A 25,780-nucleotide genomic window follows, 5' to 3' on the forward strand; every position below is an offset into this window, starting at 1 on the left:
ATAGCATGCACAACCTGGGACAGTTGCAGGAAAGATTGTCCGCCGCCTTCGGCGGACCCGCCGCCAAGCCGCATCAGGAGCGGATGGGGCAACCCTCCCCGCGCCCACGTGCAGCAGCACCTCAGGAAGCCAATCGGCGCCAGGCGCCCGCCCCGACACGGCGCCTGCTGTTCTACTGGCTGAGCGGCGCCGGCCTTCTCGCCGCAACGATCCTCATGCTGCTTGCCCATGCCGGCCATCCGCTGCTGCTGCCAGGCGGGCTTGTCGTTCTCGGCCTGGCGGTGCTTGCCGGTTACCTCGTCCTGACGTTCCGCCGGCGGGGGTCAAACACGCCCGGCCGCCAATCCCTGCCGGAGCGCAACGACGGCGCAAAGCTGTTCGCCGACGTGCACGACGTGCTCGGCGACATCACTGTCGGCCGCACCATGGACCGGCGCATCGTCTCCGCCAACGATACGTTTCGCCGTCTGACCGGACGGCTGCATCCGGAAGGACGCAGCTGCGAGGAGATCGGCCTCGCCTTCCGCCCCGGTCCGATCCCGCATTGCTACGATGTCGAAATCTCGACACCGGAAGGCCAGCGCATTTTCGTCTGGCGCGACGTCGTCACCCGCGATCCGGCGAACGGCCGCCTGCTGCTGCAGAGCGTTGCCCGCGACGTCACCGAAGAGCGGCTGATCGCGCAGAGCCGCGAGGAGGCCCGCCAGAAGGCCGAATATAATAGCGCCGCCAAATCCAGGCTGCTTGCCACCGTCAGCCACGAAGTGCGCACGCCGCTTTCCGGCATCCTCGGCATGACGCATCTGCTCGCCGAGACGCGACTGACGCAGGAACAGCAGAATTATCTGGCAAATATCCGCCAATCCGGCCACGCGCTGACACAGCTCGTCGAAGATCTGCTCGATTTCTCCACCATCGAGGTCGGCCGCTTCGAGCTGCACCCGCGCTCCGAATCCTTGCGCAAGCTGCTCGAGAGCGTCGTCGAGATGCTCGCCCACCGGGCACATGAAAAGGGTATCGAGATCGGCGCCACCGTATCATCCGACGTGCCGGAGCAGATGAGCTTCGATCCGGCGCGGCTGCGCCAGGTTCTGTTCAACGTCATCGGCAACGCCGTGAAGTTCACTCAGGTCGGCGGCGTCTTCATCCGCGTCTCGCTTGACGCCGGCAACCTGTTGATCACCGTGGCCGATAGCGGTCCCGGCATGACGGCGGAGGAGCAGGCCCGCGTCTTCGGCGAGTTCGAGCAGGGCGGCACCGTCACCGACAAGAGCAGCGGTACCGGGCTCGGCCTTGCGATCTCGGCGCGCATCATGCGCGAATTCGGCGGCGCATTGACGGTTGCCAGCGAAAAGGGCCTCGGCAGCGAATTCACCATCCGCTTTCCCGTCGATATCGGCAGCGAGCGGCCCGACCGGCGAAACACGCTGCTTGCCGGCAACAGCGTCGTGCTCTTGGCGCCGGCAGGTGCGGCGCGCACCGCCATCGCCGAGACCATCACCGCGCTCGGCGGCATCTGCCATCTCGTCGGCGACGGCGAGACGGCGCGGGAAAAACTGCTCGGCATGGCCAATGGCGGCGGCCGGCCGACCGATATCATCGTCGACCACCGCATGTCGGCGGAATTTTCCGCTCACCTTGCCGATCGCGCCGAAATCGCCGCACTCGGCCTGCGCAAGGTTCTGCTCGTCAATCCGGAAGAGCGCAGCGCCCATCCGCTCGACCTGTTCGATGCCTGGCTCATCCGGCCGCTGCGCGAACAGTCGCTGATCGATGTGCTGCGCGGGCGCATGCGCGGCATGGAAAAACGCGACGCGCTGAACGACAACCAGCCGGGCTTCGGGCTTTCGGTGGCGGAGGCGAGGGTGGCGGCGAGCGGACTCAGCATCCTGCTCGGTGAGGACGACCCGATCAACGCCATGCTGGTGCGCGTCGTCCTGGAAAAAGGCGGCCACAAGGTGCGTCACGTCGAAGATTTCGAGACGCTGCTCGATTGCGCCCTCGGCGAGGCCGATGCCCGTCCCGACATCATCATCAGCGATCTGTCGATGCCGGGCGGCAATGGCATCGACATGCTGGGACGGCTGCGCGGCCACGAACGGCGGCTCGATCTTGCGCCCGTGCCGGTGATCGTGCTGACCGCCGACAAGAGCGACGAATCACGCCGCCAGGTCTTGCTCAATGGCGCCAACCGGGTCATGGTGAAGCCGGTCGACCCGCTGCGGCTGCTGACCGAAGTTCAGGCGGTCGCCGCACTTTCTGCTCGCCGGGCAGAGGCGCGATAGAGCCCGTGGGGACCGGCACGCGTCTTGCCCCGGGAAATGCAATATGTCACTTTCCTGTCGTACAGAAGTGTTTTATGGCGTCGATAAGCCGGCAACCGGAGAATCGCCATGTCCTCCACCGACATTCTCAATCGTGACGTCACAGCCGAGGCTGCACGGCCGTCGACGGCTGCTGCCCAGAAGGACGGCGATATCCTTGGCCGCATCGGCAATCTGGAAACGCGCCTTGCCCGCACGGCGCGCGAGATCGACGCCGCCCAGGCGGTGCGCTACCGCGTCTTCGTCGACGAAATGAAGGCACAGCTGCCGCTGGACGCCATGCGCCGCCAGCGTGATGTCGACGCCTATGATGCCTTCTGCGATCATCTTCTTGTGCTCGACCGTGCGATCGAAGGCGATTCTGAAGACCAGATCGTCGGCACGTATCGGCTGTTGCGCCAGGATGTGGCCATGGCCAATGGCGGTTTTTACTCGGCTTCCGAATTCGAGATCGAGGGGCTTCTCGCCAAGCATCCGGACAAGCGCTTCATGGAGCTCGGCCGTTCCTGCGTGCTGCCGGAATACCGCACCAAACGCACCGTCGAGCTTCTATGGCAGGGCAACTGGGCCTATGCGCTGAAACACGGCATGAGCGCCATGTTCGGCTGCGCCTCGTTCCCCGGCGTCTATCTGGAAAGCCATGCGCTGGCCCTGTCCTTCCTCTACCATAATGTGCTGGCGAAGGATGAATGGGCCGTCGGCGCGCTGCCGCATCTCGCCCGCAACATGGACCTGATGCCGGTCGAGGCGGTCAACCCGAAGCGGGCGCTGATGGCCCTGCCGCCGCTCATCAAGGGTTATCTGCGCCTCGGCGCGATGGTCGGCTCCAGCGCCGTCATCGATCATGCTTTCAACACCACCGACGTGCTGATCGTGCTGCCGATCTCCAGCATTTCCGACCGCTACCTGAACTATTACGGCGCCGACGCCGGCCGCTTCGCGAGCTGATCGCAGTTTGAGCAATAGCGGCGGCTTTGGCCGAGGTCGTCGCTTCATGATGCCGATGATCCTCGCTTCGGCGCGCTGTGACGCCGGGATCGGCGACACGAACCTCTCGTAAGGCTTGCGCCGCGGCTGCCCCTCACCCTACCCCTCGCCGGGGTCGAGCCGCTGGTTTCGACCCCGATTGGTGGCGGCAGGCGGTTGAGGGCTGGTCCGCCGATCTCTCGGCCGGATGCCGTATGCGGATAAGCTTTACGAACCCGCCCCGTAGGCAGCGATCGCCGCCATGTTGACGATATCGCTGTCCTTGGCGCCCATCGAGGTGATCTGCACGGCCTTGTCGAGACCGACGAGGATCGGGCCGATCACCGTCGAGCCGCCGAGTTCCTGCAGCATCTTGGTCGAGATCGAGGCCGAGTGGAAGGCCGGCATGACCAGCACGTTGGCGGGGCCGGAGAGCCGGCAGAACGGATATTGCTCCATCACCTTGCGGTTCAGCGCGACATCGGCGGCCATCTCACCGTCATATTCGAAATCGACGCGGCGCTTGTCGAGGATCTTCACCGCCTCGCGCACCCGCTCGGAGCGTTCGCCGGAGGGATGGCCGAAGGTGGAATAGGCGAGCAACGCAACACGCGGCGGATAGCCCATGCGCCGTGCGAGGCCGGCGGCCTCTTCGGCGATATCGGCAAGCTCTTCGGCGCTCGGCATGTCGTGCACCGCGGTATCGGCAACGAAGACGGTGCGGCCACGGCACAGCGCCAGCGACACGCCGATGACGCGGTGGCCGGGCTTCTCGTCGATGCAGCGGCGCACATCCTCGAGTGCGGTCGAATAGTTGCGGGTGATGCCGGTCACCATGCCGTCGGCATCGCCGAGCGCCACCATGGTGGCGGCGAAATGGTTGCGGTCGTTGTGAATCAGCCGCTGCGCATCGCGGTGGAGATACCCCTTCCGCTGCAGCCTGGCATAGAGGTAATCGATATACGCCTCGACGCGGGTGGAGATGCGGGCATTGACGATCTCGAGGCCGGGGCGGTTGAGATCGATGCCGGCGCGCTCCGCCGTCGCCCGGATCAGGTCCTCGCGGCCGAGCAGCAGGGCGGTCCCGAGCTGCTGGTTGGCATAGGACAGTGCGGCGCGCAGGACCTGCTCTTCCTCGGCTTCGGCAAAGACGATGCGCTTCGGACGGCGGCGCACGCGCTCATAGAGGCTGGCGAGCGTCGAGGCGATCGGATCGCGGCGGGCCGAAAGCTCGCGGGCATAACCGGCCATGTCGGTGATGACCTTGCGGGCGACGCCGCTTTCGATCGCAGCTTGGGCGACGGCGACCGGGATGGCCGAGATCAGCCGCGGATCGAAGGGAACCGGGATGATGTATTGCGCGCCGAAACGCGGCCGGTTGCCCTGGTATGCGGCGACCACGTCATCGGGCACGTCCTCGCGGGCAAGGTTTGCCAGCGCGTTGACGGCGGCGATCTTCATCGCGTCGTTGATCGTCGAGGCGCGCACGTCGAGGGCGCCGCGGAAGATATAGGGGAAGCCGAGGACGTTGTTGACCTGGTTCGGATAGTCCGAGCGGCCGGTCGCCATGATGGCGTCGTCGCGGATGCGGGCCACCTCTTCCGGGGTGATTTCGGGATCGGGATTGGCCATGGCGAAGATGATCGGCCGATCCGCCATCGAGCGGATCATCTTGGCCGAGAAGGCGCCCTTCTGCGACAGGCCGAAAATGACGTCGGCCCCTTTCATCGCTTCTTCCAGCGTGCGGGCGTCGGTCTTTGCCGCATGCGCCGATTTCCACTGGTTCATGCCCTCGGTGCGGCCCTGGTAAATGACGCCCTTGGTGTCGCAGAGGATGATGTTTTCGGGCGCAAAACCCATCGCCTTGACCAGTTCGACGCAGGCGATCGCCGCCGCGCCTGCACCGTTGCAGACGAGCTTCGTCGTCTTCAAGTCGCGGCCGGTCAGCTCCAGCGCATTGATCAGGCCGGCGGCGGCGATGATCGCCGTGCCGTGCTGGTCGTCATGGAAGACTGGAATATCCATCAGCTCGCGCAGCCGGCTTTCGATGACGAAGCAATCCGGCGCCTTAATATCCTCGAGGTTGATGCCGCCGAAGGAGGGGCCGAGGAAGCGCACGCAGTTGATGAACTCGTCGACATTTTCCGTATCGATCTCGAGGTCGATGGAATCGACGTCGGCGAAGCGCTTGAACAGCACCGACTTGCCTTCCATGACGGGCTTCGAGGCGAGCGCGCCGAGATTGCCGAGACCAAGGATCGCCGTGCCGTTGGAGATGACCGCAACCATGTTGCCGCGCGCCGTGTAATCATAGGCCGTCTGCGGATCGGCGGCGATCGCCTTGACGGGAACGGCGACACCCGGCGAATAGGCGAGCGACAGGTCGCGCTGCGTTGCCATCGGCTTGGTCGGGTTGATCTCCAGCTTGCCGGGCCGGCCCATGGCATGAAAATCGAGCGCCTCCTGGTCGGTCACTGATGTCGCCGGCCGGTCCTTCTTATCGATATCGGGCATAAATCCTCCAACGTCCTGTGGGCGACGCTTTGCTCTTCCTCAAATGCTGTTGTCATCTATAGCGGCGCGCGGATAGGGTTGGCACCTGTTTTTTTGGGAAAAACTGCACCTCCGTGAACGCACGAATAGACACAGGAAATGAAGCCTTTTCGGCTGCCGAGCTTGCCACGGCGGAAAGCCGTGCCTCGGCGACGCCGATGATGGAGCAATATATCGAGATCAAGGCGAACAATCCGGGTTCGCTGCTCTTCTATCGCATGGGCGACTTCTACGAGCTGTTCTTCGAGGATGCGCTGGAGGCTTCGCGCGCGCTCGGCATCACGCTGACGAAGCGTGGCCAGCATATGGGCCAGGATATCCCGATGTGCGGCGTTCCCGTGCATGCCGCCGACGATTATCTGCAGAAGCTGATTTCGCTCGGCTTCCGCGTCGCCGTCTGCGAGCAGGTCGAGGATCCCGCCGAAGCAAAGAAGCGCGGCGGCAAATCCGTCGTCAAGCGCGATGTCGTGCGCTTGGTCACGCCGGGCACGATCACCGAGGAAAAGCTGCTATCGCCCTCGGAATCCAACTATCTGATGGCGCTCGCCCGCATTCGCGGCGGGGCCGAACCGGCGTTGGCGCTTGCCTGGATCGATATTTCCACCGGCGTCTTCCGGCTGGCAGAGACGGAAAGTTCGCGGCTGCTTGCCGACATCCTGCGCATCGATCCGCGCGAGCTCATCCTGCCCGATACGATCTTCCACGATGCCGAGCTGAAACCCGTCTTTGACGTGCTCGGCCGAACGGCGGTGCCGCAGCCGGCGGTTCTCTTCGACAGCGCCAGCGCCGAAGGCCGGATCGCCCGCTATTTCGGGGTTTCGACGCTGGACGGCTTCGGCAGCTTCTCGCGCGCCGAGCTTGCGGCGGCCGCAGCCGCCGTCGCCTATGTCGAGAAGACGCAGATCGCCGAGCGTCCGCCGCTTGGGCAGCCCGAACGGGAAAGTGCCGCCTCGACACTTTTCATCGACCCGGCCACCCGCGCCAATCTCGAACTTGCCCGCACGCTGTCGGGCGATCGCAACGGTTCGCTGCTGACCGCGATCGACCGCAGCGTCACCGGCGGCGGCGCCAGGCTTCTGGCCGAACGGCTGATGTCGCCGCTCACCGATCCCGGCCGCATCAATGCCCGGCTCGATTCGATCGGCTTTCTGATCGATGAACCGTCGCTTTGCGGCAAGCTGCGCGACACGCTGAAACATGTGCCCGACATGCCGCGGGCGCTCTCCCGCCTGGCGCTCGACCGCGGCGGCCCGCGTGACCTTGCGGCCATCCGCCAAGGCCTTCAGGCGGCGGGCGGCGTTGCGGCCATGCTCGCCAACGCCATGCTGCCGGAAGAGCTCGGCGAGGCGCTGGCCGGGCTGAAAGCGCTTCCCGCGAGCCTGGAAACGCTACTTGCCGAGACGCTTGCCGATGAACTGCCGTTGCTGAAGCGCGACGGCGGCTTCCTGCGCGACGGCGCCAGCGCCGAGCTCGATGAGGTCCGGGCGCTGCGCGACCAGTCGCGCCGCGTCATCGCCGGGCTGCAGCTGCAATATGCCGAGGAAACCGGCATCCGGTCGCTGAAGATCAAGCACAACAATATTCTCGGCTATTTCATCGAGGTCACCGCCGGCAATGCCGGCCCGATGACCGATACGGCCGAAGCCAAGGCCCGCTTCATCCACCGCCAGACGATGGCGAGCGCGATGCGCTTCACCACGACCGAACTTGCCGATCTTGAAAGCCGCATCGCCAACGCTGCCGACCGGGCGCTTTCGATCGAACTCGAAGCCTTCGACGGGATGACGGCGGCCGTTGTGGCTGAAGCCGAGGCGATCAAATCGGGCGCCCGCGCGCTGGCGGTGATCGACGTCGCCGCCGGCCTGGCGCTGCTCGCCGAAGAGCAGGCCTATTGCCGGCCGCAGGTCGACGGCTCGAAAATGTTTGCCATCGAGGGCGGCCGTCATCCCGTCGTCGAGCAGGCGCTGCGGCGGCAGGCGGGCGGCCCCTTCGTCGCCAACCATTGCGATCTTTCGCCGAAGGACGGCGCCAAGGACGGCGCCATCTGGCTGCTGACCGGTCCGAATATGGGCGGTAAATCGACCTTCCTGCGCCAGAACGCGCTGATTGCGATCCTGGCGCAGATGGGCTCCTTCGTGCCGGCGGCATCAGCCCATATCGGCATCGTCGACCGGCTGTTCTCGCGCGTCGGCGCCTCCGACGATCTGGCGCGCGGGCGCTCGACCTTCATGGTCGAGATGGTGGAGACCGCCGCCATCCTCAATCAGGCAAGCGACCGTTCGCTCGTCATCCTCGACGAGATCGGCCGCGGCACTGCGACATTCGACGGTCTGTCGATCGCCTGGGCGGCCGTCGAGCACCTGCACGAGGCCAATCGCTGCCGCGGCCTCTTTGCCACGCATTTCCACGAGCTGACCGTGCTGTCGGAGAAACTTGGCCGGCTATCGAACGCCACGATGCGCGTCAAGGAATGGGACGGCGACGTCATCTTCCTGCATGAGGTCGGGCCCGGTGCGGCCGACCGCTCCTACGGCATCCAGGTCGCCCGGCTCGCCGGGCTTCCGGCCTCGGTCGTGGCGCGCGCCCGCGACGTGCTCACCCGCCTCGAGGATGCCGACCGCAAGAACCCGGCAAGCCAGTTGATCGACGACCTGCCGCTCTTCCAGGTAGCGGTGCGCCGCGAGGACGCGGCTCGCGGGCCGTCCAAGGTCGAGGAGGCGTTGAAGGCGATGAGCCTCGACGACATGACACCGCGCGAGGCGATGGACGCGCTTTACGATCTCAAGAAGAAGCTGAAATAGGAGCGCGGCCGATGTTCATGGAAAAGCTGGTTCGCGAAACCGAGCGCCTCTCACTGATCTGCTCCATGCTCGACACGATGCGGCGCGCCGACCGGGACCGCGATGCGCGCGGCTGGACCTCGCCGATCGGCCTGCTGAAAATCACCCGCAGTTGCGCTATGATCTCGGAGCTCGCAACCGCGATCGCCAAGGCAGGTTATCGCGAATGCGACAGGCAGACGCTCGAAGAGATCCTGGGCGAGACACGGCAGGTGCTCTACGCGCTGAGAGCGCAGGCGGCCGACTGAGGCTTTTGCCGAAAGCCGCTGCTTGCATCAAAGCGTCCCGACCCTTGCCGCCGGCCAACACCATTTCGCCAAATTTAAAGGGTCTTGCAGTATGAGGACCTGTGTCAATCGCCGGGCAAAGAGGCTATAGCGCATGCAGACGAAACCAGCGGCAGGCCGCGAACCGGCAGCTCGGCATGAACAGGACGCCACTCCGGCGAAAGCAATGCGCGACCTCGATTTCTCCACGATCCTTGACACCGAGCTGCTGCAGAACCAGTGCGACGCCGTTGCCGAAGCCAACCGCAACCGGCCCGATGTCATGCGTACCGATCTCCTCGCCGTCCTGAAAAAGGCAAGCACCGAGGGCCGGCAGAAGGCGCGCGCGGCGCTAGCTGCCGACGGCAGCGGGCTCAACTGCGCCTACCGGATTTCCTGGCTGCAGGACCAGATCATCACGGTCCTCTACAATTTCGCCACCGCCCATATCTTTCCGCAACAGAAGGACAAGTTCGCCGTCACCGCCGTCGGCGGCTATGGCCGCGACACGCTGGCACCCGGCTCCGATATCGACCTGCTCTTCCTCTTCCTGCCGCGGCCGGCGGAAGAGACGCACAAGGCAGTCGAATTCATGCTCTACGTGCTCTGGGACATGGGCTTCAAGGTCGGCCACGCCACCCGTACGGTGGAGGAATGCATCGCGCTTTCCAAGTCCGACATGACGATCCGCACCGCCATTCTGGAGATGCGCTTTATCTGCGGGTTGCAGCGGCTGGAAACGGAGCTCGAGACCCGCTTCGACAAGGAAATCGTCACCGGCACCGGCCCGGAATTCATCGCGGCCAAGCTTGCCGAGCGCGACGAACGCCACCGCAAGGCCGGCGACACACGTTATCTCGTCGAACCGAACGTCAAGGAAGGCAAGGGCGGGCTTCGCGACCTGCACACGCTGTTCTGGATCTCGAAATATTATTATCACGTGCGCGACCAGGCGGAGCTGGTCAAGCTCGGCGTCCTGTCAAAGCACGAATACCGCCTGCTCGAGAAGGCCGACGACTTCCTCTGGGCGGTGCGCTGCCATATGCACTTCCTGACCGGCAAGGCCGAGGAACGGCTGTCCTTCGACATCCAGCGCGAGATCGCCGAAGCCTTCGGCTATCACACCCGCCCCGGCCTTTCGGCCGTCGAGCGCTTCATGAAACATTATTTCCTCGTTGCCAAGGATGTCGGCGATTTGACCCGCATCCTATGCGCCGCGCTCGAAGACCAGCAGGCCAAATCGATCCCCGGCCTTACCGGCGTCATCAGCCGTTTCACCCATCGCACCCGCAAGATCGCCGGCAGCGTCGAATTCGTCGAAGACCGCGGCCGCATCGCTCTCGCCGACGCGGAGGTGTTCAAGCGCGATCCGGTCAGCATCCTGCGGCTCTTCCATGTCGCCGACATCAATGGGCTGGAATTTCATCCCGATGCGCTGAAACGCGTCACCCGTTCGCTTGCCCTGATCGACAACAGCTTACGGGAAAACGACGAGGCGAACCGCCTGTTCATGTCGATCCTGACATCGAAACGCGACCCGGCGCTGATCTTGCGCCGGATGAACGAGGCCGGCGTGCTCGGCCGGTTCATTCCCGATTTCGGCAAGATCGTCGCGATGATGCAGTTCAACATGTATCACCACTATACGGTGGACGAACATCTGATCCGCACCGTCGACGTTCTCTCCGAGATCGACAAGTCGCGTTCGGAGGATCTGCACCCGCTCGCCAACAAGCTGATTTCGAACATCGAAGACCGCGAGGCGCTCTACGTCGCCGTTCTTCTCCACGATATCGCCAAGGGCCGGCTGGAGGATCATTCGATCGCCGGCGCCCGCGTCGCCCGCAAGCTCTGCGCCCGCTTCGGCCTGTCGCAGAAGCAGACGGAAATTGTCGTCTGGCTGATCGAGGAACATCTGACCATGTCGATGGTGGCGCAGACCCGCGACCTCACCGACCGCAAGACGATCACCGATTTCGCCGACCGGGTGCAGTCGCTCGACCGGCTGAAGATGCTGTTGATCCTGACGATCTGCGATATCCGCGCCGTCGGGCCCGGCGTCTGGAACGGCTGGAAGGGCCAGCTTCTGCGCACGCTCTATTACGAGACCGAGCTGCTGCTGGCCGGCGGCTTCTCCGAGGTATCGCGCAAGGAGCGGGCCAATGCCGCCGCCGAGGCGCTGCGCGGCGCGCTCACCGAATGGAGCCAGAAGGACCGCAACACCTATACCAAGCTGCATTACCAGCCCTATCTGCTCTCCGTGCCGCTGGAAGACCAGCTTCGTCATGCCCATTTCATCCGCCAGGCCGACAAGGCGGGCCAGGCGCTCGCCACCATGGTGCGGACCGACAGTTTCCACGCCATCACCGAGATCACCGTGCTGTCGCCCGACCATCCGCGCCTGCTCGCCGTCATTGCCGGGGCGTGTGCGGCGGCCGGCGCCAACATCGTCGATGCGCAGATCTTCACGACGTCGGACGGACGGGCGCTCGATACGATCCATGTCAGCCGCGAGTTTGCCGACGATGCCGACGAACTGCGCCGCGCCGGCACGATCGGGCGAATGATCGAGGACGTGCTGTCGGGGCGCAAGCGCCTGCCCGAAGTCATCGCCACGCGCGCGCGCAACCGCAAGAAAAGTAAGGCCTTCGTCATTCCGCCGTCGGTCAACATCACCAACAACCTGTCGAACAAGTTCACCGTCATAGAGGTCGAATGCCTCGACCGCCCCGGCCTCTTGTCTGAGATCACCGCCGTGCTCTCCGATCTATCGCTCGACATCCAGTCGGCCCGCATCACCACCTTCGGCGAGAAGGTGATCGACACTTTCTACGTCACCGATCTGGTCGGCCAGAAAATATCGGGCGACAGCAAGCGCGCCAATATCACCGCCCGGATGAAGGCGGTGATGGCCGAGGAGGAGGACGAACTGCGCGAGCGCATGCCTTCCGGCATCATCGCGCCGGCCGCCACCGCCCGGACATCGCCCCCAGCCGAAAAGAAAGCCGATTCCCCAGCATGAGTCTCGTCAAGAAATTCGCGACCGTCGGTGGCGCCACCCTCGGCAGCCGGATCTTCGGCTTCGCCCGCGAAACGCTGATGGCCGCCGCACTCGGCACCGGCCCGATGGCCGACGTCTTCTATGCCGCCTTCCGCTTTCCGAATCTGTTTCGCCGGCTGTTTGCCGAAGGCGCCTTCAATGCCGCCTTCGTGCCGCTCTTTGCCAAGGAGATCGAGGCGAACGGTACGGATGGGGCCAAGCGCTTTTCCGAGGAAGTCTTCGGCGTGTTGTTTTCGGTGCTGCTCCTCATCACCATCGTGATGGAGCTCTCCATGCCGCTGCTGGTGCGTTTTATCATCGCGCCGGGTTTCGCCGACGACCCCGAGAAATTCTCGATCACGATCCGCATGGCGGCCGTGATGTTTCCCTATCTCATGTGCATGTCGCTGACAGCGATGATGAGCGGCATGCTGAATTCGCTGCATCATTTCTTCGCCGCCGCCATCGCACCCGTCTTTTTGAACGTGGTGATGATCGGGGCGCTGTTCTATGCGCTCTATACCGGTGCCGATCCGTTGGCGACTGCCTGGTATCTTTCCTGGGGCGTGCTTGTGGCCGGCGTGCTGCAGCTTGCCGTCGTCTATGTCGGCGTGCTTGCGGCCGGCATGAGCATCGGCCTGCGCTTCCCGAAGATGACGCCGAACGTCAAGCGGCTGCTGATCCTGGCCGTGCCGGCCGCCGTCACCGGCGGCATCACCCAGATCAACCAGCTGATCGGCCAGGCGATCGCCTCCTCCCGCGACGGCGCGATCGCGGCGCTGCAATATGCCGACCGCATCTACCAGCTGCCGCTCGGCGTCGTCGGCGTCGCCGTCGGCGTGGTGCTGCTGCCGGAGCTGGCGCGCGCCTTGAAGGCCGGCCACCTGCGCGAGGCCGGCAACCTGCAGAACCGCTCGATCGAATTCGTGCTGTTCCTGACCATTCCCGCCGCCTTCGCGCTCTGGATCCTGTCCGACGAGATCATCCGCGTGCTCTACGAACGCGGCGCCTTCCATCAGGAAAACACCCTCGTCGTCGGCTCGATCCTGGCGATTTACGGCATCGGCCTGCCCGCCTTCGTGCTGATCAAGGCGCTGCAGCCCGGCTTCTATGCCCGCGAGGACACCAAGACGCCGATGCGCTTCTCGGCGATCGCCGTTGCGACCAACTGCGCCACGGCGCTGACACTCTTCCCCTATATGGGCGCGCCCGGCATCGCCGTCGCCGAAGCCACAGCCGGCTGGATCAGCACCGTGCTGCTGTTCACCACACTTTTGCGCCGCGGGCATCTGACCTGGGAATGGGCGCTGGCAAAACGCACCGCGCTGCTGATCGTCGCCGCGGCCGTCATGGGGGCGGCGATCGTCTTCCTCAAGCAGTATTTTGCGCCCTGGCTTGCCTCGGGCGCGCCGCTTCTCACCAAGATCGGCACGCTGGGGCTGTTGATTGCGATCTCCATGCTGGTCTATTTCGCCGCCGCCTTCCTGATCGGCGGAGCGAATCTCGGCATGATCCGGCGCAATCTGAACCGCAAGCCGGTGGCGGCAGAAGATGCATAAGCTCTAACAATCGACCCACCGCCTCCGCGGCCCGACATCGACATGGACGATGCCGTTGCAATAGGTGCCGATGCCGCCGATCCCCGGTGCGCTGCTTGCGGCGGCGATGATGGTGCGCTCCGACAGGCCCGGCATCCTGATATCGGCCGCCAGGCATTTGCCGTGCAGGGAGCCATGACGGCGGGGATGCGGCCTCAGGCCGGAGGTGATCATCGGACGGCGTCCAGTTTTCGCGGCGATATGCGACAGCACGGCCCGAAGACGCGCGGGAAAACAGCCGGCACGGACACTGACGGTCTGGACCGTATAGGCGAGGCGCGCCTCATGTTTCGGCAGATGAATGGCCGGCCTTTTGCTGTCTTGACCGACGGCGCTGGTTGCTGATTGTAGGGCGAAAAGGCCTGCCATGGCGAGCAAAGCGGGGTTCTGCATGGGTCCCTCCGAGTGGTTGGAACGGCGGCCATCCGGCCGCCCCTGCGCCGTCGAGGATTTTCAGTTCAATAAAAGCTTTTCTGTGAAATTTTATACTCAATTATAACTAAACAGCCTGATCAATTCGGCTTAAGACCGGGGCAATGTCTGCCTCAAAATGGAAAAAACGTCCAAACACAGGAGATCACATGACGATCCAGTCGCTTTTCCTCGTCACTCTGGTCGTTGACGATTACGACCGCGCCAAGGCCTTTTATTGCGACGCGCTCGGTTTCGACTGCCTTGAGGACAAGCCGCAGCCCGACGGCAAACGCTGGGTGGTCGTGAGGCCGAAAGGCGAGGATGGGGCGGCGTTCCTGCTGGCGCAGGCGGCCAATGCCGCGCAGCGGGCAGCAATCGGCAACCAGACCGGTGGCCGTGTCGGCTTCTTCCTGAAGACCGACGATTTCGCCCGTGATCATGCCGCCATGCTTGCGGCCGGCGTGCGCTTTCTGGAGGAGCCACGGCATGAGGTTTACGGCACCGTGGCGGTCTTTGCCGATCCCTATGGCAACAGCTTCGATCTGATCCAGCATGCCGCAGGCTGAACCTCTTGATTGCGACAGGCTGCCCGTGCATAAGCCGCGGCGTTAGCAACATGGGCGAACAGCCCTGGGGCCCTCCACCAGCCTATTGAGGACGACATGAGCGAATTCAAGAAACTCGTATTCTCCGGCGTGCAGCCGACCGGCAATCTGCATCTCGGCAATTATCTCGGCGCGATCCGCCGCTTCGTGGCGCTGCAGGAAGGCAATGACTGCATCTACTGCGTCGTCGACATGCATGCGCTCACTGCCCAGCTGGTGCACGAGGACATGCCGGGCCAGACGCGCTCGATCGCCGCCGCCTTCATCGCCGCCGGCATCGATCCGGAAAAACATATCGTCTTCAATCAGTCGGCCGTGCCGCAGCATGCCGAACTCGCCTGGATCTTCAACTGCGTCGCCCGCATCGGCTGGATGAACCGCATGACGCAGTTCAAGGACAAGGCCGGCAAGGACCGCGAGCAGGCCTCGCTCGGCCTCTACGCCTATCCGAGCCTGATGGCCGCCGACATTCTCGTCTACCGCGCCACCCATGTGCCGGTTGGTGAGGACCAGAAGCAGCATCTCGAGCTTGCCCGCGACATCGCCATGAAGTTCAACCTCGATTATGCCGAGCATATCGGCAGGAGCGGCTATGGCGTCGACATCACCGTCGGCGACGAGCCGGTGCATGCCTATTTCCCGATGGTCGAACCGCTCATCGGCGGACCGGCACCGCGCGTCATGTCGCTGCGCGACGGCACAAAGAAAATGTCGAAATCGGATCCTTCGGACCTGTCGCGCATCAATCTGATGGATGACGAGGATGCGATCTCGAAGAAGATCCGCAAGGCAAAGACCGATCCGGACGGCTTGCCGAGCGAGGTCGACGGGCTGCAGGGCCGGCCGGAAGCCGACAATCTGGTGGCGATCTATGCCGCGCTTGCCGACAAATCGAAGTCGGAAGTGCTTGCCGAATTCGGCGGCCAGCAGTTCTCGGTCTTCAAGCCGGCGCTGGTCGATCTCGCCATCCAGGTGCTGGCGCCGATCACCGGCGAAATGCGCCGGCTGATGGACGATACCAGCCACATCGATGCAATCCTGCGCAAGGGCAGCGAACGCGCAAGGGCTCGCGCCGAGGTGACGATGAACCAGCTGCGGGACGTCATCGGCTTCGTGTATTAAGGCACATCTCCTCTTCTCCCGGTTGGGGGAAGAGGAGCAAAAACTGAGCTTGCAATTTTTCCGCTTCGGGTGTCAGAGTCCGCGCCATGGTATCGAAGCGACTCTCACGGCTCGAAGGTCATCGCCGCAAATTCATGGCGGTGATCGACGGTACACCCGAATGCCAACGCGCCGTTCATTATGCCGGGCGGCGCGCGAAGAATTCCAATGGCGGGCTGGTGCTGCTCTACGTCATTCCCGACGGGGATTTCCAGCAATGGCTGGGCGTCGAGGCGATCATGCGGGCGGAAGCCCGTGAAGAGGCCGAGGCGACCGTCGCCAAGATCGCCCAGATCGTGCGCGAGACGATCGGCATCGAACCGGAAATCGTCATCCGCGAAGGCGGTGCGGCCGAACAGATCAACGCGGTGATCGAGGACGACCGCGATGTGGCGATCCTCGTTCTGGCCGCCGGTTCGGCGAAGGAAGGTCCGGGACCGCTGGTCTCGTCGATCGCCGGCCGCGCGGCGGCGTTTCCGATTCCGGTGACCGTGCTGCCGGATACGCTGACCAACGAGGAAATCGACGCCCTCTGCTGAGCCTATTTCTTGAGTACAAGTCTCTTGATTAGATCAGGCAATGGGCCTATTTTCTTTTGAAGAATTCTAAAGACGGCCGAGGTCTTGGGCCCGCCGCATGGAGAGCCAGATGTTCATTCAGACCGAAGCCACGCCGAATCCCGCCACGCAGAAGTTTCTGCCGGGCAAGGTGGTCATGGAAACCGGTACCGCCGAGTTCCGCAGCGCCGAAGAGGCCGAAGCCTCGCCGCTCGCTGCCCGCCTGTTCGAAATTCCTGGCGTCACCGGCGTCTATTTCGGCTATGATTTCATTTCCGTCTCCAAGGACGATGCCGAATGGCAGCATCTTAAGCCGGCTATATTGGGCTCGATCATGGAGCATTTCATGTCCGGCAAGCCGGTCATGGGCGACGCCTCCATTCTGTCCGAGGACTCCGATGCCGGCGACGAATTCTTCGACGAATGCGACGAATCGATCGTGCTGACCATCAAGGAGCTTCTGGAGACCCGCGTGCGCCCGGCCGTTGCCCAGGACGGCGGCGATATCACCTTCCGCGGCTTCAAGGACGGCAAGGTCTATCTGAACATGAAGGGTTCCTGCTCCGGCTGCCCGTCTTCGACGGCGACGCTAAAGCACGGCGTCCAGAACCTGCTGCGCCATTTCGTACCCGAAGTGCAGGAAGTGATTGCCGCTTGAAAATCTCGAATTCGTTCCGGCCGTTCATCTCTCGTTCGGCCGGACGGGTTTATGGTTAGCGACAAGAGTTTATTCGGAAATTGATGGCATGATCGTTCTGGCGCTCGACACGGCAGGTGTAGATTGCTCCGCCGCCGTTTATGACAGCGGCAGGAATACGGTGCTGGGGGAGGCATCGGACATGATCGGCAAGGGGCATGCTGAACATCTGATCGATATCGTCGACCGTGCGCTGGCTCAGGCCGATATGACGCTTTCCCAGATCGACCGCCTCGCCGTCACCATTGGCCCCGGCTCCTTTACCGGTATCCGCATCGGCGTTGCCGCAGCCCGCGGCTTTGCGCTGTCCCTGCAAATCCCCGTCGTCGGCGTCACCACGCTCGAAGTGATGGCGGCCGCAGAGCGTGAGAGGACGCCCGGCCGCGCGGTGCTTGCGGCCATGGACGCCAAGCGGGACGAAATCTATCTCCAGTCCTTTGCGGCGGATGGTTCTCCACTCGATGCACCGCGGGCGGCAAGCGTCGCCGATGTCCAGGCTTTCGCCGCCGGCTTCGACGGCGAGATCACCGGTTCGGCAACGCCGCTCCTGAAGGCGGACGCCGGCGGCGACCATGCCAACGTGTTTCCGATTTCGGTCGTGGCGCGCCTCGGTGCTGCTGCCGACGATGCCGGAAAGCCAAAGCCCCTTTATCTGCGCGGACCGGATGCCAAACCGCAGGCCGGATATGCGATTGCGCGACGAGTGTGACATGCTGGAAGCCTATCTGACGCTGAAGCCGGAATTCGAGATCATCGCCATGGAGCGCGAGGATTGCCGCGACGTCGCCGTCCTGCATGGCGAGCGTTTCGCAAGGCCCTGGGGCGACGGCGAGTTCCACAGCCTGCTGTCGCAGGAGACCGTGTTCGGCTTCGTCGCACGCCAGACCAATGCCATCCTGAAGAAGCCGCTGCCCGGCTTCATTCTTGCCCGCCAGGTCGCCGGCGAGGCGGAAATCCTGACGATCGCCGTGCAGGCGAAGGTCGCCCGTTCCGGGCTCGGCTGGCGGCTGATGCAAGCGGCGATGCGGGAGGCACGGGCGCGCGGCGGCGAGAGCATGTTTCTCGAGGTCGACAACGGCAATACGGCCGCCCTCGGCCTCTACCGCAAGCTCGGCTTCGAGAAGGTCGGCGAGCGCCAAGGCTACTACAAGCAGGAAAGCGGCGCCCTTTCCACGGCGCTTGTCATGAAGCGCGTTCTTCGGTAGTTCCGTGGCAGAGAGATGACAGGCCGACCGGCGCGACGACCGTGCGGGCGTTGTCGAAACGCGAATATTTTTGAAGGCGGGCCATGCCTGATGTAGCCAAGACCCTTGAGGAGCTTTGCGCCGAACGCGGCATGCGCATGACCGAGCAGCGCCGGGTGATCGCGCGTATCCTGGAAGATTCGGCAGACCATCCCGACGTCGAAGAGCTCTACCGCCGCTCGGTGAAAGTCGATGCGAAAATCTCGATCTCGACCGTCTATCGCACCGTCAAACTGTTCGAGGATGCCGGCATCATCGCCCGCCATGACTTCCGCGACGGGCGCTCGCGCTACGAAACAGTGCCGGAAGAGCACCACGACCACCTCATCGACCTGAAAACCGGCACGGTCATCGAATTTCGCTCGCCGGAGATCGAGGCGCTGCAGGAACGCATCGCCCGCGAGCACGGCTTCCAGCTGGTCGACCATCGCCTGGAGCTCTATGGCATTCCGTTGAAGAAGGACGATCTCTGAAGCAATGGCCGCCCGGGAGCAGCATCTTTGATCGCCTGGCTGCGCATCGCCTTGGCTGCGGCCGTCATCCTTGCCGTCAGCATCGTGCTCATACCGCTGCAGCTGCTGGCGCTGCGTTTCGACTGGCGGCTGCGCCGCCGGCTGCCGCGCATCTGGCACCGCATCAGCTGCTATTGCCTCGGCATCCGCGTGCGCGTGAGCGGCAGGCTGGAAGACCGGCGGCCGCTGATGCTCTGCTCCAACCATTCGTCCTGGATGGATATCATGGTGATGTCGGCCGTTGCCGACGTCGCCTTCATCGCCAAGATCGAGGTGGCCGACTGGCCGATCTTCGGCACGCTCGCCAAGCTGCAGAAAAGCGTCTTCGTCGTGCGCGAGGAGAGGCGCAAAACCGGCCATCAGGCCAATGAAATCGCCGGGCGCATGGCCGACGGCGAAATCATCGTGCTCTTCCCCGAGGGCACGACCTCGGACGGGAACCGGCTGCTGGAGGTGAAATCCTCGCTGTTCGGCGCCGCCGCGATGGCCGTGCCCGCCTCGCCGACGGGAACAGTCGTGGTGCAGCCGGTGGCGATCGCCTATACCCGGGTGCACGGCATCCCGATGGGACGCTATCACAGGCCGCTCGCCGCCTGGCCGGGGGATATCGAGCTCTTGCCGCACCTCATCGACATCGTCAGATGCGGCGCCCTCGACGCGGAGGTTTGCTTCGGCGAAGCAGTGGAATACCGCGCCGACACCAACCGCAAGGAGGTCAGCGCGACGATTGCCTCGCGAATCCGCAACCTCCTGAACAGCCGCCTGCGCGGGCGGGAAATTTCCTAAAACGCGTCGCGATCTTTCAGATGCGCTCCTCGCGCTCTAGCTCCTGGTTTTCTCGCATGTCGTTGCCGCAAGATCGCTGCACAGTTTTGCGCGGCTGCTAAAACAAGATTTTGATTTTCTCGGGCGGCAAAAACCACTACATAGCCGCCATGACACAGGACAGCGCCCTTCTCCAGGCCCCGGAGCCGATGCTCCGCGACGGCTCCAACAGCCGCAAGGTCTTTATCAAGACCTATGGCTGCCAGATGAACGTCTATGATTCCACGCGCATGAGCGATGCGCTCGCCCGCGACGGTTACGAGCCGACCGAGGACATGGAAGAGGCCGACCTCGTCCTTCTCAACACCTGCCATATCCGCGAAAAGGCGGCCGAGAAGGTCTACTCCGCGCTCGGCCGGCTGCGCGAGATGAAGAAGAAGAAGGCGGCGGACGGAAGGGACATGATGATCGGCGTTGCCGGCTGCGTCGCCCAGGCCGAAGGCGAGGAGATCCTGCGCCGGGCGCCGGCCGTCGACGTCGTCATCGGTCCGCAGACCTATCATCGCCTGCCGGAAGCGCTGCGGCGGGCCAAACAGGGCCAGCGCGTCGTCGATACCGAATATGCGATCGAGGACAAGTTCGAACATCTGCCGATCGCCGAGAGCCGGAAGATCCGCGCCCGCGGCGTCACCGCCTTCCTGACGGTGCAGGAGGGCTGCGACAAGTTCTGCACCTTCTGCGTCGTGCCCTATACCCGCGGCTCGGAAGTGTCGCGGCCGGTTTCCCAGATCGTCGAGGAAGCCGAAAAGCTGGTCGAAGCCGGCGTGCGCGAGATCACCCTGCTCGGCCAGAACGTCAATGCCTGGCACGGCACCGGGCCGAGGGGCGAGGCATGGAGCCTCGGCGACCTGCTCTACCGCCTTGCCGAGATCCCCGGCCTTGCCCGGCTGCGTTATACCACCAGCCATCCGCGCGACATGGACGACCGGCTGATCGAGGCCCACCGCGACTTGCGGGCGCTGATGCCCTATCTGCACCTGCCGGTGCAATCGGGCTCGGACCGCATCCTGAAAGCGATGAACCGGCGCCATACGGCCGCCGAATATCTGACGCTGATCGAACGCATCCGCACGGTGCGGCCCGACATCGCGCTGTCGGGCGATTTCATCACCGGCTTTCCGGGGGAGACAGACGCGGATTTTGAGGATACACTGAGACTTGTAGAGGAGGTGCGCTACGCGCAGGCCTTCTCGTTCAAATACTCGACACGGCCGGGCACACCCGGTGCGGAACTGAAGGACCAGGTGCCGGAAGAAATCAAGGCAGAACGGCTGGAACGCCTGCAAGCGCTTCTTTTGAAGCAGCAGCAGGAATTTGCCGAATCCTGCATCGGCAAGGAGATCGATCTGCTGCTCGAAAAGCCCGGCCGCATGCCCGGCCAGCTAATCGGACGTTCTCCCTGGCTTCAATCCGTGAATGTTGATGCAAAAGCATCGCAAATCGGTGACATTATTAAAGTGCGAATCACCGGAACCGGAACGAACAGCCTGTTTGCCGAACGCGCAGAGGCTGCGGTCTAACCCAAGGAGCCCGACCGCTTGAACGGACAAGAATTGGTTTCTTCTTCACCGCGCCACCCCCGCACGCCGAGCGACACCAATCACTTCGTCCTGACGTTCGAGAACAATCGGTTCGCCAGCGAGCTCTTCGGTCAATTCGACCAGAACCTCAAGCTGCTCGAGGAGCGGCTCAACATCGATGCGCGGGCGCGCGGTAATTCCGTCGTCATATCGGGCGACGTCGTGACCACCAACCAGGCACGGCGCACGCTCGACTATCTCTATGAAAAGCTTCAGAAAGGCGGCAGCGTGGAACGATCCGACGTCGAGGGCGCAATCCGCATGGCGGTCGCCGCCGACGACCAGCTCAGCCTGCCCACAATGGAGCGCAAGGCCAAGCTGACGATGGCGCAGGTCTCCACCCGCAAGAAGACGATCATCGCCCGCACGCCGACCCAGGACGCCTATATCAGGGCGCTGGAACGCTCCGAACTGGTCTTCGGCGTCGGCCCGGCCGGCACCGGCAAGACCTATCTCGCCGTCGCCCATGCCGCCCAGCTGCTGGAACGCGGCGCCGTCGAAAAGATCATCCTGTCGCGTCCGGCCGTCGAGGCCGGTGAGCGCCTGGGCTTCCTGCCCGGCGACATGAAGGAAAAGGTCGATCCCTATCTTCGCCCGCTCTATGACGCGCTCTACGACATGATCCCCGCCGACAAGGTCGACCGGGCAATCACCGCCGGGGTCATCGAGATCGCGCCGCTCGCCTTCATGCGCGGCCGCACGCTCGCCAATGCCGCGATTATCCTCGACGAAGCGCAGAACACCACGTCGATGCAGATGAAGATGTTCCTGACGCGCCTCGGCGAGAATGCCCGGATGATCGTCACCGGCGACCCGAGCCAGATCGACCTGCCGCGCGGCGTCAAATCCGGCCTGGTCGAGGCCCTGCAGCTGCTGAACGGCGTCGAGGGCATCTCGATCGTGCGTTTCAAGGATACCGACGTCGTGCGTCACCCGTTGGTCGGGCGCATCGTCAGGGCCTATGATTCCACCTATGCCGTCGATGCTGCTGAAGACGTCAGCCGGCAGGACTAATGGCCGAGCTCGACATCCAGATCAGCATCGAGAACATCGGCTGGCCCGAGGAAGAGACGCTGCTGGCTTTTTGCGGCCGCGTGCTCGGGGCAGCGGCAGTCTATCTCCGCGACAGCGAAAAGCAGCCCTTCCCGACGATACCGCCCGAGGTTTCGCTGGTCTTTACCGACGACGCCTCGATCCAGGACATCAACGCCGAGTGGCGCGGCAAGGACAAGGCGACCAACGTGCTCTCCTTTCCGGCCTTTCCGGTTCAGCCGGGAAAAATGCCCGGCCCGATGCTCGGCGATATCATCATCGCCCGGGAGACGGTGGAGCGGGAGGCCCATGAGCTCGAAAAGAGTTTCGACGACCACCTGACCCATCTTCTGGTGCACGGTTTCTTGCATCTTCTCGGCTACGACCATATGAATAGTACCGAAGCCGAAATTATGGAGGGGCTGGAGACTCGCATTTTGGCGCAGCTCGGCCTATCTGATCCTTACGAGGGTCAAGACCTTAAAATGGAACCATGAGCGACTTTACGACGAAGCCGGCGGCAGACGCCAAGGACTCCGAGTCATCCTCCTCTTCGGACGAGGCAGGCAGTAGTAGTCGGCCATCCGGCCGATCCCAATCCTTCTGGTCGCGCGCCGCGCGCATTCTCCGCCCGCAGCAGGGCTCGCGGCTGCGCGAGGATCTGGCCGACGCGCTGATGACCGACGCGGCCGGCGACGACGCCTTTTCGCCCGACGAGCGGGCGATGCTGCATAATATCCTGCGCTTCCGCGAAGTGCGCGTCGCCGACGTGATGGTGCCGCGCGCCGATATCGAGGCCGTCGACCAGAACATCACCATCGGCGAGCTGATGATCCTGTTCGAGGAATCCGGCCGCTCGCGCATGCCCGTCTATGCCGATACGCTCGACGATCCGCGCGGCATGGTGCATATCCGCGACCTGCTCTCCTATGTCGCCAAACAGGCGCGCAACAAGCGCCGCGGCCCGACAAAGCCGGCCGTTACCCTGCCGGCGATCGACGTTGCGCCCGAGAATATCCAGAAGCCGACGCGTTCGGCCAAGCCGAATTTCGATCTCGCCCGCGTCGACCTGCAGAAGACGCTGGCCGAGGCCGGCATCATCCGCAAGATCCTGTTCGTACCGCCGTCTATGCTGGCCTCCGACCTGTTGCGCCGGATGCAGGTGAACCGCACGCAGATGGCGCTGGTCATCGACGAATATGGCGGCACCGACGGTCTCGCCTCGCATGAGGACATCGTCGAAATGGTGGTCGGTGACATCGACGACGAACATGACGACGAAGAGGTGATGTTCAAGCGGGTTGCCGAAGACGTCTTCATCGCCGACGCCCGCGTCGAACTGGAAGAGATCGCCGCAGCGATCGGGCCGGATTTCGACATCAGCGAGCAGGTCGACGAAGTCGATACGCTGGGCGGGCTGATCTTCTCGGCCCTCGGCCGCATTCCGGTGCGCGGAGAGGTCGTCCAGGCGCTGCCGAATTTCGAGTTCCACATCCTCGATGCCGATCCACGCCGGATCAAACGGCTGCGCATCACCCGCAAGCGCCACGCGATCCGCCGCCGCGCCAAAGAGGCCGGCGACATCACGCCCGGCTCCGAGACCGGCGACGACCGCCCGGCCGAATCGACCGCCAACTAGTCAACGTGTCGTCATTCCCGAACCGCTGCGCGGTTCCTGACGACATGCATTAAAGCGTGTCGCGATCTTTCAGATTCGCTCCTTGCGCTTTAATTTAGCTCTTTGTTTTGCGCATGTCGTTGCCGCAAAATCGCTGCACACTTCTGCGCGACATGCTCTAACAGGACAAAGAGCCGCTTTTTTGAAAGACTGCGGATGGGTTGATTCGCGGTTTGATGGGAGTGCGCATGGAGCGGCTTGCGGACAGGGTTATCCTCGTCTGGGGGGTCAAACGGTCGTTGCTGGCCGTTGCCGCAGGGGCATTCGCCGTGCTGGCGCTGCCCCCCTTCGGCTTTTTCGCGGCGATGTTCCTCTCCTTCACGCTGCTCGTCTGGCTGATCGACGGGGCAGCGGCTTCTCCTGAAAGCGGGCTGATCGGCAGGCTGTGGCCGGCCTTTGCGGTCGGCTGGCTATTCGGCTTCGGCTATTTCGTCGCCGGCCTCTGGTGGCTCGGCCATGCGCTGCTGGTCGATTCGGAGGAGTTCGCCTGGGCGCTGCCGCTCGCCATCCTCGGTCTGCCGGCCGGTCTGGCGATCTTCTACGGGCTGGCTGTCGCACTGGCCCGCATCTTCTGGTCCGACGGCATGGGGCGGATCGCCGCACTTGCAGCCGGCTTCGGGCTGATGGAATGGCTTCGCAGCGTCATCCTGACCGGTTTTCCCTGGAACGCCATCGGCTACGGCCTGATGCCGGTTCCGCTGATGATGCAGTCGGCGCACGTGATCGGAGCGATGGGCGTCACCGCCCTTGCCGTCTTCGTCTTTTCCGCCCCCGCCCTTGTCGGCACCCGGCAGGGCGCACGCACCGGCATTGCGCTTGCCGTCCTGCTATTTGCCGCCCATCTCGGCTACGGCGCCTACGCTCTCTATCTGGCGCCGCGGCCGGCACCGTTGCCCGAGGACAAGCGGCCGGTGGTGCGGCTGGTGCAGCCGGCCATCGACCAGGCGGCGAAGATGGACAACGACGCCGATCGCAATGCGATCTTCGAGACGCATCTCAAGCTTTCGGCCGAGGCGCCGAGGAATGGCGGACGCAAGCCCAATATCATCGTCTGGCCGGAAACCTCGATCCCCTTCATCCTGACCGACAACCAGGATGCGCTGACGCGGATCGCCGATACGCTCGACGACGACCAGATCCTGATCGCCGGCGCGGTGCGCGCCGAGGAGATGGGACCGGGCACGCCGGTGCGCTACTACAATTCCATCTATGTGATCGACGGCCGCGGCCAGATCATTGCAGCCTCCGACAAGGTGCACCTGGTGCCCTTCGGCGAATATCTGCCCTTCGAAGACCTTCTCACCGAACTCGGCATCCAGAACGTCGTCGAGATACCCGGCGGGTTTTCGGCTGCCGCAAGCCGGCACCTGCTGGCGCTGCCCGGCGGCCTCAATCTTTATCCGCTGATCTGCTACGAGATCATTTTTCCTGATGAAATGACCGGCGACATAAAGGACGCCAACGCCCTCCTCAACCTCACCAATGATGCCTGGTTCGGCATGACGCCCGGCCCCTATCAGCATTTCCTGCAGGCGCGGGTGCGGGCGGTCGAGACCGGCCTGCCGCTGATTCGCGACGCCAATAGCGGCATTTCGGCGCTGGTGAACGCCCACGGAGAAATAATCGCCGGCCTCGATCTTGGAGAAACCGGCTTTATTGATGCAACTGTCGATAGCCTCAGTGATGGGTTCGGAACCACATACCCCCACCAGACATACTTCTGGTTGACCGAGGCTCTTTTGATTTTGATTGCGCTGATCTCGCGCGGAGGTTTTATTTTAGGGTTGAATTGACCAAAAACCCCTAAAATTGCATAGTGATGACAATCGGCGTTCCTAACGTATGTTGGAAGGTGGGTTCCCACCGACTGCAACGTGGCGTTTTGGGA

At 63.6% G+C, this 25,780-nt stretch carries 21 protein-coding genes; 19 read left to right on the forward strand and 2 right to left on the reverse strand.

All coding sequences use genetic code 11. The annotated features are described in order from the left end of the window. Positions 1-5: 5 nt before the first annotated feature. Both K6M89_RS24515 and olsB read left to right on the forward strand, forming a co-directional pair. Positions 6-2,285, forward strand: a complete 2,280-nt coding sequence (locus tag K6M89_RS24515; protein ID WP_222141305.1) for a PAS domain-containing hybrid sensor histidine kinase/response regulator — start codon at positions 6-8, stop codon at positions 2,283-2,285. A gap of 108 nt (positions 2,286-2,393) precedes the next feature. Then, complete coding sequence (olsB, locus tag K6M89_RS24520; RefSeq protein ID WP_097579522.1) at positions 2,394-3,272, forward strand: l-ornithine N(alpha)-acyltransferase; 879 nt, start codon at positions 2,394-2,396, stop codon at positions 3,270-3,272. A gap of 246 nt (positions 3,273-3,518) precedes the next feature. Here olsB and K6M89_RS24525 read toward each other — a convergent pair whose 3' ends face one another. Next, complete coding sequence (locus K6M89_RS24525; protein ID WP_222141306.1) at positions 3,519-5,804, reverse strand: NADP-dependent malic enzyme; 2,286 nt, start codon at positions 5,802-5,804, stop codon at positions 3,519-3,521. A gap of 113 nt (positions 5,805-5,917) precedes the next feature. Here K6M89_RS24525 and mutS point away from each other — a divergent pair, with 113 nt between their 5' ends. The 4 genes from mutS to murJ all read left to right on the forward strand — a co-directional run bounded on the left by mutS (position 5,918) and on the right by murJ (position 13,548). Beyond that, positions 5,918-8,644: a DNA mismatch repair protein MutS gene (gene mutS, locus K6M89_RS24530; RefSeq protein ID WP_222141307.1), complete on the forward strand. Its 2,727-nt coding sequence runs from the start codon at positions 5,918-5,920 to the stop codon at positions 8,642-8,644. A gap of 11 nt (positions 8,645-8,655) precedes the next feature. Continuing rightward, positions 8,656-8,931, forward strand: coding sequence for a hypothetical protein (locus K6M89_RS24535; RefSeq protein WP_097579519.1), 276 nt, complete (start codon positions 8,656-8,658; stop codon positions 8,929-8,931). A gap of 133 nt (positions 8,932-9,064) precedes the next feature. After that, positions 9,065-11,971 (forward strand): [protein-PII] uridylyltransferase, encoded by a 2,907-nt coding sequence (locus tag K6M89_RS24540; protein ID WP_222141308.1) that lies wholly within the window; start codon positions 9,065-9,067, stop codon positions 11,969-11,971. Further along, positions 11,968-13,548: a murein biosynthesis integral membrane protein MurJ gene (gene murJ, locus K6M89_RS24545; protein ID WP_222141309.1), complete on the forward strand. Its 1,581-nt coding sequence runs from the start codon at positions 11,968-11,970 to the stop codon at positions 13,546-13,548. The genes K6M89_RS24540 and murJ overlap by 4 nt, the downstream gene beginning before the upstream one ends. 3 nt (positions 13,549-13,551) lie before the next feature. Here murJ and K6M89_RS24550 read toward each other — a convergent pair whose 3' ends face one another. Next, on the reverse strand, positions 13,552-13,980 hold the full coding sequence (locus tag K6M89_RS24550; protein ID WP_097579516.1) for a YcbK family protein: 429 nt from the start codon (positions 13,978-13,980) through the stop codon (positions 13,552-13,554). A gap of 188 nt (positions 13,981-14,168) precedes the next feature. Here K6M89_RS24550 and K6M89_RS24555 point away from each other — a divergent pair, with 188 nt between their 5' ends. From K6M89_RS24555 to lnt, 13 genes are all read left to right on the forward strand, one after another. Beyond that, entirely contained in the window at positions 14,169-14,567 is a 399-nt protein-coding gene (locus tag K6M89_RS24555; protein WP_097579515.1) for a VOC family protein, read from the forward strand. 96 nt (positions 14,568-14,663) lie between these two features. Further along, a complete protein-coding gene (trpS, locus tag K6M89_RS24560; RefSeq protein ID WP_222141310.1) occupies positions 14,664-15,728 on the forward strand; it encodes a tryptophan--tRNA ligase in 1,065 nt (354 codons plus the stop codon). 86 nt (positions 15,729-15,814) lie between these two features. Then, positions 15,815-16,306 (forward strand): universal stress protein, encoded by a 492-nt coding sequence (locus tag K6M89_RS24565; protein ID WP_010027937.1) that lies wholly within the window; start codon positions 15,815-15,817, stop codon positions 16,304-16,306. A 109-nt stretch (positions 16,307-16,415) separates the two neighbouring features. After that, the gene (locus tag K6M89_RS24570; RefSeq protein ID WP_222141311.1) at positions 16,416-16,982 is read left to right on the forward strand and encodes a NifU family protein; all 567 of its coding nucleotides are present in this window, start codon (positions 16,416-16,418) and stop codon (positions 16,980-16,982) included. An 88-nt stretch (positions 16,983-17,070) separates the two neighbouring features. Next, positions 17,071-17,730, forward strand: coding sequence for a tRNA (adenosine(37)-N6)-threonylcarbamoyltransferase complex dimerization subunit type 1 TsaB (gene tsaB / locus K6M89_RS24575; protein ID WP_222141312.1), 660 nt, complete (start codon positions 17,071-17,073; stop codon positions 17,728-17,730). 1 nt (position 17,731) lies between these two features. After that, a complete protein-coding gene (locus K6M89_RS24580; RefSeq protein ID WP_222141313.1) occupies positions 17,732-18,226 on the forward strand; it encodes a GNAT family N-acetyltransferase in 495 nt (164 codons plus the stop codon). 83 nt (positions 18,227-18,309) lie between these two features. Beyond that, complete coding sequence (locus K6M89_RS24585; protein WP_010028198.1) at positions 18,310-18,738, forward strand: Fur family transcriptional regulator; 429 nt, start codon at positions 18,310-18,312, stop codon at positions 18,736-18,738. 27 nt (positions 18,739-18,765) lie between these two features. Beyond that, a complete protein-coding gene (gene olsA, locus K6M89_RS24590; protein WP_222141314.1) occupies positions 18,766-19,563 on the forward strand; it encodes a lyso-ornithine lipid O-acyltransferase in 798 nt (265 codons plus the stop codon). A 149-nt stretch (positions 19,564-19,712) separates the two neighbouring features. Beyond that, on the forward strand, positions 19,713-21,122 hold the full coding sequence (gene miaB / locus K6M89_RS24595) for a tRNA (N6-isopentenyl adenosine(37)-C2)-methylthiotransferase MiaB (RefSeq protein WP_222141315.1): 1,410 nt from the start codon (positions 19,713-19,715) through the stop codon (positions 21,120-21,122). Between the two features lie 18 nt (positions 21,123-21,140). Further along, positions 21,141-22,196, forward strand: coding sequence for a PhoH family protein (locus K6M89_RS24600; protein WP_064681381.1), 1,056 nt, complete (start codon positions 21,141-21,143; stop codon positions 22,194-22,196). After that, positions 22,196-22,711, forward strand: coding sequence for an rRNA maturation RNase YbeY (ybeY, locus tag K6M89_RS24605; RefSeq protein WP_222141316.1), 516 nt, complete (start codon positions 22,196-22,198; stop codon positions 22,709-22,711). The genes K6M89_RS24600 and ybeY overlap by 1 nt, the downstream gene beginning before the upstream one ends. Next, a complete protein-coding gene (locus K6M89_RS24610; protein ID WP_097579509.1) occupies positions 22,708-23,853 on the forward strand; it encodes a hemolysin family protein in 1,146 nt (381 codons plus the stop codon). Before ybeY ends, K6M89_RS24610 begins: the two co-directional genes overlap by 4 nt. A gap of 227 nt (positions 23,854-24,080) precedes the next feature. After that, a complete protein-coding gene (gene lnt, locus K6M89_RS24615) occupies positions 24,081-25,685 on the forward strand; it encodes an apolipoprotein N-acyltransferase (RefSeq protein WP_222141317.1) in 1,605 nt (534 codons plus the stop codon). The last annotated feature ends 95 nt before the right edge of the window (positions 25,686-25,780 follow it).

It is taken from the genome of Rhizobium croatiense (genome assembly GCF_019793465.1).
GTDB classification, from domain to species: domain Bacteria; phylum Pseudomonadota; class Alphaproteobacteria; order Rhizobiales; family Rhizobiaceae; genus Rhizobium; species Rhizobium croatiense.